Raw genomic sequence first — 12754 nt, 5'->3', positions numbered from 1 at the left:
TGTTCAATTAATATATGTTAAATACAATAGAAATACAGTTGAAATATTATTGAAGTAATGTAGAAATAAACTGGAAATAGGGTTTTATAATATTTCGGCGAACCTGTCTTCTGATATGTAAATCTATTTTCCTATTTATTTCGCCGAAGGCTTATTTCTTTTATATCCCGAATTACTTTGTTTGTAGGACCTCCGTGGCACTCGGATTTTACAAAGTTTATTTCAACAATATTTCGCGAAGCATATTTCTATTTTATTTCATTTTTTTATTTTTGAGAAAACAAAGAGCATTTCCGAAGCAATCTGAAGGGATCTTTCATCATACTTTTTCTCTTCATCAAGTGTGTCATCGAAGGCTTTTGGGTCTTCATATCTTACAGGAATTCTGGCTTCAGCACCTGGTATATATGGACAATTTTCATCTGCGTGAGAACAAGTCATGATTGCAGCGAAACCTTTTGGAGCATTGGCTGCATCATCGTAAACTTTACTAAAAGTCACGATCGGATCTTCATCTTCGGAGTAAAGGACAAAATATTTAGGATTGCCTTCCCCTTCTTTGCTGATTTTGAAACCAAATCTTTTGATAGAAGCTACTGCACGTTCATTGAAAGCGGTTACTTCAACCCCTCCAGAGAAAGAGTTGATATCAATCCCATGATAAGCAGCAGCCACCTTTCCCCAAATCTGCGAAAACTGGCTTCTTCGAGAATTGTGGGTACAGATGTAGTTCAAGTTGATCTCCTGATGCTGATCAATTTTCTTTTGGATGTAATCAATCAGGACTTGGAGTACAGCTTTGCGTTCTTCGCTAATCGGCAGTGCCTGAGCCTGCTCGATGTGGGATTGGAGGATAGGGTATAAGTTCATAGTAAATTGTACCATGTACCAAGTACGAAGTACCAAGACTGCACCTTACTTGGTACATGGCACTTTGTACTTCGTACAATGAATTAACAGCAACCCGATCCAGGTTCGCAGCTATTAGCGGTTTGAAGGGAAGCAAGTGAAACTCTGATTTTGGGTTTTTCGGATACTGGACCGCAGCAAGCGGCAGCTTTTTCTTCTGGAGTGGTGGCCCTGTCTTTGGCTTTGCAAGTTGTTTGGTCGGGTGTGAGTTGCACGATCAAGGCATTGCCACTGTCCTTGATGTTGTGAACAGGAAGTACTGCTGTTGGAAATACCGAATTACCATATTCAAACTTGATTTCAGCATCTGGGTAAATTTCTCTTACCTTATTGACTACATCAAAGATTTTCATCGCTTTTCCACTATCTACTGAATGATCCGGTTCGGGGATTTCATTTTCCCATAATTGTACATGCACTTCTGACCATTCATTGCGGATGCCACCGCAGTCCACGGTGTCGAAATTGACATTCTTGATTTCGGTGATGTGATAGTCAGTTCTTACATACTGACCACTTTGATACTCGAAGAAAAGTGCCTTTTCAGGGTTTTCTTGTAGGATTTGGGTAAACTCTTTAGTTTTCATAGTTTGTATTTTTTGTACCAAGTACCAAGTACGAAGTACCAAGACTGCACCATACTTGGTACATTGTACTTCGTACAATTCCTAGCAGCATCCAGATATCTTTGGAAAGCCGTCAAATAGCTCTTGAAATAGGTTTTGCACTTCTACCCATCGAATGGGGTCAATACAATAATTCACAGAAACACCTTCTATGCTTCCTTTGATCAAGCCAATGTCCTTGAGTTCTCGGAGATGTTGCGATATTGTCGCTTGGGCTAGTCCCAGTTCTTGCACCAAATCTCCATTGATGCAGGTGTTGGATTGGATCAAATATTCCAAGATGGCAACACGTGCAGGATGGGCAAATACTTTGGCGATTTTGGCCAGTTCGTTTTGCTTTTCTGTGAAGAGGTCTGTTTTGGTGACACCCATTTTATAAAGGAGGAATTAAGAAGGTAGAAGGATGAATTTAATTACATTGCAATATTACGATGTAATCTTGATAAAAAAAAATAATTTGATTTAAATTCTAATGAATGTCAGTAGCTTTTCTAGTTTGGGAAATGGTGGATAAAATCTATCATATTCATTAGTTTGTGTTTTTCTACAAGTACACCTATCATGAATTAGGAAACTATTGTCACCAGTTGAATTAGAATATTTAGCTACGTTTATGATTTCAAAGAATCCTGTAATAAAATTTCACCTTGATCATTTAAGTTCAACTTTTAAAATGACTTGATTTTGAGATAATCCAAAAAAAGGCTCGGTGTTTAAGCTTTCATAATCTGAGTTTGTGAGAAAAGAATAAAGATATTGATTATCCATAAAAAAAGGTCTCTTAATTATTTGATCACGCCCCTTTATAAGGTCAAGCTTATCATTCGCTTTATTATAAAATGCAAGATTTTCAAATTCATCTTTTCCCCACCACAAGAAAAACAAAAAATTATCATTTTCAATAAAATTACCGTTATGATAATGAGGTAATTCTTGCATCATACGCATTCGCATATCCATCAAAGGAAGTATTTTTATCTCGTCCGAAACTTTTTTCTCCCCAAAATCAATAAAATATTTAGGAGTGATTTTTTTTTCAAAAACACTATAAATAGTATCATTTAAAGACTTCGAAAAAATGAGTTCATGACCTGAAAAATAAAAATCTCCGGCAGTTTTATTTTGATCTGTCTTAGAGAAATCATTAACTCCTAGATAAATAAATTCACCTTTTTTTAAATCAAGGATTCCACCTAAATAATCCTTTTCATTTCCAGAAAATTTACCGTCAAAATGAACAGCAACAGTATTAGGAGAAAGAAACTGGATTGATTTTGCTTGGAAATTGATAGGTAACTCTCTAAGAAAACTACCGTCTTCTAATGAATAAAAAATAATTTTTCTTTGATTTTGATCTAAAATCGCAATCTGATCTGTAGAAGGAATTAAACTGATATCAAATGGCAATAAATAATTGCCTAACCCATCTCCTTTATCACCAATTTTGAATTGGAATACTCCATTATCGCTGAATTTAAAAACTTGATTTGAAATGTTTTTATCAGAAATAACAAATCCATCCTTTACTTTTAATATTTTGTGAATGTCGCCTACAATACAGTCTTCACAGAATTCCAAAGGTATAAATGATGTATCAGAAAAATAATCAATCGTATTTGAGAATTCAGTTCCCATAGAAATTCTCTTAATTCCGTCTTGATTTACTTCTGTGTTTTTTGTTGAGCAAGAAAATAAAAAGACAATTACAATAATAGTACTCAAAGATCTTAACATAATAAATTAAAATAAGAAATTGGGTCAGATTAAAATTATCTGACCCAAAGATTTAATTTAAGGTTTCTTCCTCCTCCTCATCAGGATGAGAAACACAACAAACTGCATCATGTGCTTCATCGCAAACTAACTCCCATTTACCATTAGGGCCGCCAAAATCTTGATTTCCTGTTGAATAATGGCCTGGATTACAATCTGCCATCACGGATTCCGAACTTAACAATGCAAAACATGCTATCAATAGAGTAGAGGTTAAAATAAACTTTAATTTTTTAAACATAGTTTTTTATTTAAATGAAAAGTCATTTAGACTATGTTTTAAAGAAAGAAGCAAGAAATTAGTTTAAAAATTTTTAATTTTTTGAATATTCTTGAAATAATATAATTTATATTCTAAAATATCCAGTGAAGTTTATTCTTTTTTTAGAATTAATTCTAATTGTCCAGTTTGAGGAAGGAGATTTGTATTGTTCTTTTTACATAATAATCAAAAATATGCCGTGACAATTGTTGTAAAGACAAGCCAAATTCAAAATAAGATTGTCGTCGACAAGGATTTTAGTGAAAGCTGTATCAGCATTAGTAAAACTCAATTTTGTGAATTCAAGCTCTCCATTTGAATTTAGTTTTTGTTCTTGCTTCCAAAGCAATATTTCTCTTGCTTCATCTTCAAAAGTAGATTTAATAGCCTTTACCAGTTGATTGTCCAAGGTGTAAATCTTTTCATTTAGCTCTTTTTCAATCCCAAAGCTTGTGACGCTATTGTAAAGATGCTCGCCTCCTCCGTCTTCGACTGGAAAAAAGTGATCGTTTAATTGGACGATTTTCCTTTTTTGGGCAATGGAAGTAAATTGTTCCCCAAGACTAAAATGAAAAGGAACAAGTGTGTTTTGTTAAAAATTTTTATCATGAAACTAACATATTAGATTTTTTCAAAATTTCCAAAACCTTGCTGATCCTTAATTTAGTTTTCAATGATAGATATCATATTTCATATGAATTTGATTTTCTACTTTGTCAAAAAAAATCATGAAAATGTTAATCGAACTCTGGAAAGAAGGCCGTACAAGGCTAACTAATCAATTGGTAAATATTAAATCTGAAGACCTCACCAAAAAGCTTGGGAACAGTCCAAATTCCGCAGGATTTCTGATCCGACATATCGCTGAAGTCGAGTTGCTCTTTGCCAAAAATGTCTTTTGCAATATGGAGGTGAAAGTGGATGCAAAAACCCTAAAGGCTGGTAAAGACACAGGAGAATGGACGGACTTGGAGTCTCTTTTGGGCCTAGTAAAAGAAGCAGGAGACCAACTCGAAAGAGCCATCAATAGTCAGACTGATTGGGATACGGTCATCAAAACCCAAGAGTTTGGAGAAAAAACCAAAGCTGAATCCTTAGGTAGAATTACAACCCATACTGCCTATCATGCAGGACAATTGGCGATTGTGCTGAAGTATGGTAAATAGTCTTTTAATTTCTTTCTTCAAAATTTTCCTGAGTGATTAATATCACTATACTGAGTGATTAATATCACTATACTTCTCTACTAGTATGTAGAGATTTGCTACTTCAAAAAAGATGAGTATGCGAAGCTTTATATATGTCATTATCCCAATACTTATTACATTTTCTTGTAAATCTGAGCAGAGTGATCAACACCTTGAAAATGTACCCAAAGAGAATTTGCTAAATGTGCTCTTGGAAGGAAACGAAAGATTTTCAGAGGACCATCCGATCCATCCAGATCAGACTCTTGACAGGTTGAGAGATCTTTCGCAAGGGCAACATCCTGTAGCGGCAGTAGTGAGTTGCTCAGATTCGAGAGTGCCACCAGAATTGATTTTTGATCAAGGTTTAGGGGACTTGTTTGTGATCCGTAATGCAGGAAATATTGTGGCGGATTATGAAATCGGTAGTGTTGAGTATGCTATTGAGCATTTAGAAGTTCCGTTAGTGATTATTCTTGGACATACCAAATGCGGAGCTATAGGCGCTTTTGTGGAACATGAACATGAGCCCTCACATCATTACTCAGATTATATCCAAAAGATTATTGATTTCATAGATGCTGAGGAAGAGGAACAAGTTCTTCAGAGAGGAACAGTTGATTTTTATGAAAAAGCTATCGAAGCAAATGTCCTACATGGTATTCATGAATTGAAAAATAAAGTCCCCTTAGTTAATAAGTTAATTGGGGCAAAAAAACTTCGTATTGTAGGCGCAATTTACGATGTAGAGACTGGGAGGGTTAAGGTGCTGGAAGATTTAGATTGATGATAATTGAATGTATGTATAGATATTTAAAGAGTATTTTACTTAAAACTAATAGAAATTAAAAAAACACACTACTTTATAAAAGTAATTTTAGGTTGTTAATTCAATATTTTTCTATCTTAGGGTTAAATTTTTCTAGTTAGGCAATTAAAAAGTAGCTGAGATTGAAAGGTAAACTAATTCATATTAAACTATTTGTTTGTATTCTGTTTTTTTTATGGGGTCCATATTTATTCAAGATAAAATTTCCCGCTTTTGAAATTTATCCTTCATTAGTTATGCCCGTGGGTTCGAGTGTTTTTCATAAACAATCTGAAAATTTTGTGGAGTATGAAATTACCGAATTGTTAACGATTAATAGAGAGCAAATAGATTTGAAGACTGTGTTTCCTGAAATACCAAGTCATTATTTAATGTACTTTTTTCAAACTGATTTTGGCACAGTTTCTTACGATAGGAGTCTAATTGTAAAAGGTTTTCTTCCATTAATTAAGTCCAATCGATTTTCCATAAAAGATAGAGATAGAGCTTTTATTTTTTTAAAGCGACGACTTGAGGATGCTGGGATCTATGAAAATCAATTAATAATTAGCAGAATTATTATAAAATTTGATTTACAATCGAAAAGAGTTATCTCTAAAATTATAGTAGATGAAAAGAATATTTTTATTGCTTGATTATTATTTTGAAAAATTATTTGAAAGATTAGAAAACAATACGAAGATTGAATCTAAGTATTTCCCATATATCAGAATTTTTTCTTCGCTTTTCACACTTTTATACTTTTTACCAAAATTCTCATGGATTGGTTTCTTACCTAACACTTTCTTTCGGCCAGATTATTTCAACTTTACAAATCTATTTAATGGATTTTTACCAAATTGGTATTTTATATTAACAGATATTATTATTGTTATTTTTTTAATATTGATAACTATTGGTGTATATTCTAGAGTTTGTTTAAGATTACTAGCTCTTCTACTTATTTTTAATTATGGCTTCCAGTTTAGTTTAGGTAAAATTGACCATTTATTGTTATTCCCATTATTTTTTTTATATCTAAGTTTTACTAATTCAGGATCAAGCCTAGCATTTAAGAAAGATAAAAAAATAGGGTTAGATTCTATAGTGACATCAATAATGGCAATTTTTATTGTATTTGCCTATTTTACAGCGGGTCTTGAAAAGTCTTTTGTTTGGGTGGACTTTGATTTATCAACAAGTGGGGTTTTGTCATGGTTATATTCAGGATATTTTTTAGTTGGTAGGGATCAGCTTCTCGCTAATAATTTTTTAGATCTTCACCCCCTAGTTTATGAAATTATGGATTATTCAGGTGTTTTTCTTGAGTTATTAGGGTTTGCCTTTTTATTCTATTCAAAAAAGACATGGAATTTGTATTTACTTTTCATTGTAATTTTTCATTTATTAAATACATTAATTTTAAATATTCCATTTACGCCGCATATTATTTTGGTTTCAGCTTGGTTACATTATCCAATTCTGAGCGAAAAAAAATATTTATATCTATTATTTTTGTAACTACTCAGGTACATTATTTACTGACCGATATTCAAGTATTTGGAGTCTTGTTGCCCTCTGTGGTGTATTGATGCGTATTTGTATGTGAATGTACGAAAATCAGCTTTAAAGTTGGTTTATCCACATTTTTTTGTGGGGAAAAACAGCGTGGATTATTGGTATTCATGGGATTATGTGCTGATATTCAGGAAACATTTCTATAGTATATTGGACCACAGGGATACGCTTATTCAGGAACTGATCAAGATGAACCTCCAGCTTATGGAGCAGGTCAAGTCTTTAAAATCTAGGGTATCCGATTTGGAAAATGAGCTTGCCCGTTACCGTAATCCAAAAAACAGCCGCAACAGCTCGGTTCCCCCTTCAAAAGACGAGAACCGCCCCAAAAAAAATCAGAGTCTCCGTCAGGATACAGGGCGCAAAACCGGCGGTCAGCCTGGACACAAAGGCCATACCCTTGAAATGACATCCTCCCCGGACATAATAGAAAACCACATCCCTTTATTCTGTACCTGCTGTGGTGGTGATCTGTCGGCGGTTCCAGCAGAACTGTCCTCCAAAAGACAGGTCCTGGATCTTCCTGTGATTAAAGTGGTATGTACCGAGCATAGAATCTTTTCCAAAAACTGTTCCTGTGGAGAAAAGATCAGTGGGTCATTCCCTGACAATATCAATGCCCCCATACAGTACGGGAGCGGTGTTGAAACCATTGTCGGTTATCTGCATGCCAGACAGTATGTTCCCTATAGAAGGATGAAAGAACTTCTCAGGGACTGCTTCGGTATTAATCTCAGCGAGGGGAGTATCGATAACATTATCGGTAGGTTTGCCCGCAAGTCTGCACCAATATATGCAAAGATAAAGACGGCAGTCTCTAAAAGTCCTGTGATAGGAGCTGACGAGACTGGGGCTAAAGTGGATGGAAACAAACAGTGGGTCTGGACTTATCAGACCGAGGAACTCACCCTGTTAGCTATATCTGAATCACGTGGACTTAAGGCGATGAATACACATTTTCCCGATGGGTTCGGAAAGGCAGTATTGTGCCACGATGCATGGAGGGCATACTTCAACTATTCGGAAAACCTGCACCAGCTCTGTTGTGCACATCTGCTTAGGGAGCTCAACTACATTGTTGAACGCTATAAATCTAAATGGGCTGACAGCCTTAGGGCCCTGTTCAGGGAAGCTATCTCACTGAAGAGAAAACTCAAAAAACTACCAGATCCAGAGAATAGCAGGAGTATTGCTTCCATTGAAGAGAAGATGGATAACCTACTCGCCCAACCTGTAGAGTCAAAACATAAAGAAGCAGTATCCCTACAAAAAAGACTCCTGAAATACAGAAAGTCACTTTTTACTTTTCTCTATCACCAAAAAGTACCACCGGATAACAATGCCTCTGAAAGAGCCATACGCAACATCAAGGTGAAACAAAAAATATCAGGACAGTTCAAATCCAACAATGGAGCTGAAAACTTCAGTGTTATAAGATCCGTCGTGGATACCCTGATCAAACGTTCGGGAAATATCTTAGAAAATCTAAATCATATAGCTAATTTACAACCTGAGTAGTTACTTATTTTTTATTCCTTTAATTTTTTTAGATCTAAAAAGGGAGTCGCTACTTTGGCTTTTTACTTTGATACTGAGCATTTTTAATTTACTTAAATATAAAAAACACTAAAAAAATCAATTTTGAGCCAAGTTTTAAACAAATTTTCTTAATTATTTTTAAAAACAAAAAACCCCGTATTTCTACGAGGTTTATGTACCAGGAGCGGGAATCGAACCCGCACGGCCGTGAAGCCACAAGATTTTAAGTCTTGCGTGTCTACCAATTCCACCATCCCGGCTTCACTAGAAGAATCTAGCTACTTGTAAACGACAAAGCCCTTCTTCAAGGGCTTTTTGAGCGAGAGACGAGATTCGAACTCGCGACCCCGACCTTGGCAAGGTCGTGCTCTACCAGCTGAGCTACTCTCGCTTTTTCTGACATCAACCATGTGTATCCGTCTTTTGTGTGTGCAAAGGTATATCAGTTTTCTTTATTTGCAAAAGTCAAACCCAAAAAAAATCATTTATTTGTGAAGATTTCTCCTCTAATATTGATAATCAGTATATTAATTCATTCGCGTGGCAAGTAGTATTTTCATCAATTCTACTGTGTTTTTTGCATTGAGCTTTTTCAATATATTTTTTCGATGTGTATTTACCGTATTTTTGGCTATATGCAGTTCATCAGCAATTTCTTGAGAATTAAAACCATCTAGGATCATATTGGCAATAGTTTTTTCCTTCTTAGTTAATTTGAAATTGATAGAAGCAGGATCTCTTTTTGAAGCGTGGATTTTATCACCATTCTTTGAAGTATAAGAATAGCTCCAGTCAAAGTTGCTTACCTGTGGAGGATTAGCCAAAAGAACTACAATGTGTAAGTCAAAAACCACATTCTTGTTTTTATCAATCAAGTATGGACGAACTTTGCAAGCAAACCATTTCACTTCTTTCGTTTTGAAATGAACCCAACGAACGGTGTATGAAAACTGGAAAGTATCCATTTCTTCTCTAGTGAGTTCTTGCAAAAGATCAAAAACAATCTTTTGAAATTTAGCCAACTCAGGAACATCATCTGGGTGCAACATGGTAAGAACTGCCTCCATACCTTTTTTCCTAAAAAAAGAACTGGGGTAGCCCATGATATCTTCCACATTATCCGTGAAAAAAGCTAAACTCAAATCCCGATAATCAATGCAGCCAATGATGATGCCTTCCTTCATCCCCATATTTTGACTGATTACTTCAAGATCTTTGAGGAGTTTGTCCTCATCTACATTTTCTAGGTCAAACTCTCTTTCTTTCCATTCAATAAAAAAATCAGAAAACGAATTTTGTTTTCTCAATTTATCTCTTAAAAATCCATCCATCTGATAAATATAACTTAGTTTAAAACTTACGAATCTAATTACTAATCCATCATAAAACAATTAATTCGCAAGTTTTTTCTTGATTTCATTTAGTTTTAAAAGGGCTTCTACAGGCGAGATAGTATTGATATCAATGGCGTCTAACATCTCTTTTGCCTCTTTGTATTTAGGGTCTATTTCGAACAAGGAAAGTTGAAAATTGTTTTTAGGCATATCCTTCATCTTTTCTTTTTGTTCATGAAGATCTTTGTCTTTTTCCAGGTGAACCATGATCTCAGAGGCTCTTAAGACTACGGGATTTGGCATTCCTGCCATTTGCGCTACATGAATACCAAAACTATGTTCGCTGCCACCTTCTTTCAATTTTCGCATAAAAATCACTTTGTTGCCAACCTCTTTTACAGAAACATTGAAGTTTTTGATTTTGGGAAAATCTTCTGCCAATTGATTTAATTCATGATAATGTGTCGCAAATAAGGTCTTTGCTCGTGATTTGGGGTGATTATGGAGAAATTCTACAATTGACCAGGCAATAGAAATTCCATCATAAGTAGATGTGCCTCTTCCAATCTCGTCCATTAGGACAAGGCTTCTATCAGAGAGATTATTCAATATACTTGCAGTCTCAGTCATTTCCACCATAAAAGTTGACTCGCCCTTGGCTAAATTGTCTGAAGCACCTACTCTTGTGAATACTTTATCTATGATGCCAATTCTAGCATAGGACGCTGGAACAAAGCTTCCCATCTGAGCCATCAAAACGATCAAGGCAGTCTGTCTAAGCAAAGCAGATTTACCAGCCATGTTTGGTCCTGTGATAATGATAATCTGCTGGGAATCATTGTCCAAGTAAATATCATTTGGAACATAGTCTTCACCAATAGGCAACTGCTTTTCGATCACGGGATGTCTTCCATCTTTGATTTCTAGGGAATCAGTATCAGAAATCTTAGGCTTACAATAGTTGTTGCTTTTGGCCACAGATGCAAAAGAAAGTAAGCTGTCCACAGTTGCTAAAACTCTTGCATTTTGCTGTATTTGGGTGACAAATTCAGAAGCATCTTGAACAAGTGCCAAGAAATATTTTTGTTCAATGGTAATCATTCTTTCCTCAGCATTCAGGATTTTTTCTTCGTAATCCTTGAGTTCGGGAGTGATATAACGTTCTGCATTTACCAAAGTCTGCTTCCTAATCCACTCCTCAGGCACCTTGTCCTTATGGGCATTGGTGACCTCTAGATAATAGCCAAATACTTTGTTGAATGCGATTTTTAATGATGAAATGCCTGTTCTTTGAATTTCTCGATGTTGCAGTTGAACTAGGTAGTCTTTGCCAGTATTAGCAAGCCCTCTATATTCATCTAATTCAGAATCAACACCATCTTTGATGATATTACCTTGATGGGTAAGCATAGGCGCATCTTCTTGAAGTTCTTTCTCGATTTTTTCGAGTAAGAATTCGCAAGGATTGATTTGATCTGCTAGCTTTTTTAGTGAAGCATTGCTTGATTTTCTCAATATTTCCTTGATCGGCAAGGTGTTTTTGAGTGCTTTTTTGAGTTGGTTCATTTCCCGTGGGTTGATTCTTCCAACAGCCACTTTGGATATCAATCTTTCCAAATCACCAATTTGCTTGAGGTGATTATGAATATCATCAGCAAGTTCTCTTTTAGAAAAAAAGTATTCTACGACTTTCAAGCGCTCTTCAATCGGTTCTTTTTCTTTCAATGGAAGGACCATCCATTTTTTCATCATTCTTGACCCCATCGGAGTGACGGTATGATCCAAAATAGAAATTAAAGGAATTCCCCCGTCTTGTTGAGGATAGACCAATTCAAGGTTGCGGATGGTGAATTTATCTAACCAAACGTACCTTTCTTCTGCTATACGTGATATCGCTGCAATGTGCTTGACTTCTTTATGTTCTGTTTCTTCCAGATAAAATAAAACAGCGCCAGCCGCAATGATTCCATGCTCCAAGTTTTCAATTCCAAAACCTTTGAGGTTATTCGTGGCAAAATGGTTGGTGAGTTTTTCGTAAGTATAGTCAAATTGATATACCCAATCCTCACAGTGAAAAGTTGAGAAATTGTCCTTCAGAATTTCTGCAGCTCTAGATTTTGCTGTTTTCGAATAGATGACTTCTGAAGGGCTAAAGCTCTGAAGGAGTTTTTCGATATAAGACTGAGACCCTTCGGCGCACATAAATTCACCGGTAGAAAGATCTAAAAAGGCGATTCCCAAGGTGTCCTTTCCAAAATAAATTGAAGCCAAATAGTTGTTTCTTCTTTTGTCAAGGACATTGTCATTAAAAGATAGCCCTGGAGTCACAAGTTCGGTTACGCCTCGCTTGACGATACCTTTGACTTCTTTCGGATCTTCGAGTTGGTCGCAGATAGCCACGCGATTACCAGCCCTGACGAGTTTTGGTAAGTAGCTGTCGAGAGAATGATGTGGAAATCCAGCCAATTCAATATGTGATGCAGCTCCATTTGCACGCTTGGTCAATACGATATCCAAGACCTTGCTAGCTTTGATCGCATCTTCTCCAAAAGTCTCGTAAAAGTCCCCTACTCTAAATAGTAATAAAGCACCAGGGTGCTTTGCTTTGATGGCATTGTACTGCTTCATCAAGGGTGTTTCTTTTACTTCTGCTACCTTCGCTTTGGCCATATTGTCCCTTTATTAAATCTTTATGCTAATTTTGAATCTGCTTGAAAGCTTGAAATTAAAATATAAAG

13 protein-coding genes and 2 tRNA genes are annotated in these 12754 nt (G+C 35.7%); 5 read left to right on the top strand and 10 right to left on the bottom strand.

The genetic code is table 11. From position 1 onward, the window contains the following. Positions 1–258: 258 nt before the first annotated feature. The 6 genes from BELBA_RS03880 to BELBA_RS03860 all read right to left on the bottom strand — a co-directional run bounded on the left by BELBA_RS03880 (position 259) and on the right by BELBA_RS03860 (position 3979). The gene (locus tag BELBA_RS03880) at positions 259–870 is read right to left on the bottom strand and encodes a low molecular weight phosphatase family protein (protein ID WP_041779222.1); all 612 of its coding nucleotides are present in this window, start codon (positions 868–870) and stop codon (positions 259–261) included. An 83-nt stretch (positions 871–953) separates the two neighbouring features. Beyond that, a complete protein-coding gene (locus BELBA_RS03875; protein WP_014771444.1) occupies positions 954–1496 on the bottom strand; it encodes a DUF6428 family protein in 543 nt (180 codons plus the stop codon). Between the two features lie 81 nt (positions 1497–1577). Next, complete coding sequence (locus tag BELBA_RS03870; RefSeq protein ID WP_014771443.1) at positions 1578–1907, bottom strand: ArsR/SmtB family transcription factor; 330 nt, start codon at positions 1905–1907, stop codon at positions 1578–1580. A gap of 279 nt (positions 1908–2186) precedes the next feature. Then, positions 2187–3257, bottom strand: coding sequence for a 6-bladed beta-propeller (locus tag BELBA_RS03865; RefSeq protein WP_157466052.1), 1071 nt, complete (start codon positions 3255–3257; stop codon positions 2187–2189). Between the two features lie 64 nt (positions 3258–3321). After that, positions 3322–3549, bottom strand: coding sequence for a hypothetical protein (locus BELBA_RS19580; protein ID WP_014771441.1), 228 nt, complete (start codon positions 3547–3549; stop codon positions 3322–3324). A 196-nt stretch (positions 3550–3745) separates the two neighbouring features. After that, a complete protein-coding gene (locus BELBA_RS03860; RefSeq protein ID WP_041779221.1) occupies positions 3746–3979 on the bottom strand; it encodes a hypothetical protein in 234 nt (77 codons plus the stop codon). 325 nt (positions 3980–4304) lie between these two features. On the opposite strand from BELBA_RS03860, the gene BELBA_RS03855 reads away from it, so the two are divergent. The 5 genes from BELBA_RS03855 (at position 4305) to tnpC (ending at position 8661) form a co-directional block, all read left to right on the top strand. Next, positions 4305–4736: a DinB family protein gene (locus BELBA_RS03855; protein ID WP_014771440.1), complete on the top strand. Its 432-nt coding sequence runs from the start codon at positions 4305–4307 to the stop codon at positions 4734–4736. 118 nt (positions 4737–4854) lie between these two features. Continuing rightward, a complete protein-coding gene (locus BELBA_RS03850) occupies positions 4855–5544 on the top strand; it encodes a carbonic anhydrase (RefSeq protein ID WP_014771439.1) in 690 nt (229 codons plus the stop codon). A gap of 164 nt (positions 5545–5708) precedes the next feature. Further along, positions 5709–6221 (top strand): hypothetical protein, encoded by a 513-nt coding sequence (locus BELBA_RS03845; protein ID WP_014771438.1) that lies wholly within the window; start codon positions 5709–5711, stop codon positions 6219–6221. Beyond that, the gene (locus tag BELBA_RS03840) at positions 6196–7086 is read left to right on the top strand and encodes a hypothetical protein (RefSeq protein WP_014771437.1); all 891 of its coding nucleotides are present in this window, start codon (positions 6196–6198) and stop codon (positions 7084–7086) included. The genes BELBA_RS03845 and BELBA_RS03840 overlap by 26 nt, the downstream gene beginning before the upstream one ends. A gap of 132 nt (positions 7087–7218) precedes the next feature. Further along, complete coding sequence (gene tnpC / locus BELBA_RS03835; protein WP_245531119.1) at positions 7219–8661, top strand: IS66 family transposase; 1443 nt, start codon at positions 7219–7221, stop codon at positions 8659–8661. A gap of 197 nt (positions 8662–8858) precedes the next feature. Here tnpC and BELBA_RS03830 read toward each other — a convergent pair. From BELBA_RS03830 to mutS, 4 genes are all read right to left on the bottom strand, one after another. Continuing rightward, positions 8859–8942: transfer RNA gene (locus BELBA_RS03830), tRNA-Leu, on the bottom strand. Between the two features lie 58 nt (positions 8943–9000). Then, positions 9001–9073, bottom strand: a tRNA-Gly gene (locus tag BELBA_RS03825). Between the two features lie 136 nt (positions 9074–9209). Then, entirely contained in the window at positions 9210–10013 is an 804-nt protein-coding gene (locus BELBA_RS03820) for a response regulator transcription factor (RefSeq protein ID WP_041779218.1), read from the bottom strand. 60 nt (positions 10014–10073) lie between these two features. Then, a complete protein-coding gene (gene mutS, locus BELBA_RS03815; protein ID WP_014771435.1) occupies positions 10074–12686 on the bottom strand; it encodes a DNA mismatch repair protein MutS in 2613 nt (870 codons plus the stop codon). Positions 12687–12754: the final 68 nt, after the last annotated feature.

This window comes from Belliella baltica DSM 15883, from assembly GCF_000265405.1.
GTDB lineage: Bacteria > Bacteroidota > Bacteroidia > Cytophagales > Cyclobacteriaceae > Belliella > Belliella baltica.
Note: the sequence above shows the minus strand (reverse complement) of the source record. Positions and strands in the feature narration are given on the sequence as shown.

Excerpts from the sequence above, each read along its gene's own strand:
- BELBA_RS03880 (WP_041779222.1), bottom strand. The coding sequence starts at position 870 with ATGAACTTATACCCTATCCTCCAATCCCACATCGAGCAGGCTCAGGCA.
- BELBA_RS03875 (WP_014771444.1), bottom strand. The coding sequence starts at position 1,496 with ATGAAAACTAAAGAGTTTACCCAAATCCTACAAGAAAACCCTGAAAAG.
- BELBA_RS03870 (WP_014771443.1), bottom strand. The coding sequence starts at position 1,907 with ATGGGTGTCACCAAAACAGACCTCTTCACAGAAAAGCAAAACGAACTG.
- BELBA_RS19580 (WP_014771441.1), bottom strand. The coding sequence starts at position 3,549 with ATGTTTAAAAAATTAAAGTTTATTTTAACCTCTACTCTATTGATAGCA.
- BELBA_RS03855 (WP_014771440.1), top strand. The coding sequence starts at position 4,305 with ATGTTAATCGAACTCTGGAAAGAAGGCCGTACAAGGCTAACTAATCAA.
- BELBA_RS03850 (WP_014771439.1), top strand. The coding sequence starts at position 4,855 with ATGCGAAGCTTTATATATGTCATTATCCCAATACTTATTACATTTTCT.
- BELBA_RS03840 (WP_014771437.1), top strand. The coding sequence starts at position 6,196 with ATGAAAAGAATATTTTTATTGCTTGATTATTATTTTGAAAAATTATTT.
- BELBA_RS03820 (WP_041779218.1), bottom strand. The coding sequence starts at position 10,013 with ATGGATGGATTTTTAAGAGATAAATTGAGAAAACAAAATTCGTTTTCT.
- mutS (WP_014771435.1), bottom strand. The coding sequence starts at position 12,686 with ATGGCCAAAGCGAAGGTAGCAGAAGTAAAAGAAACACCCTTGATGAAG.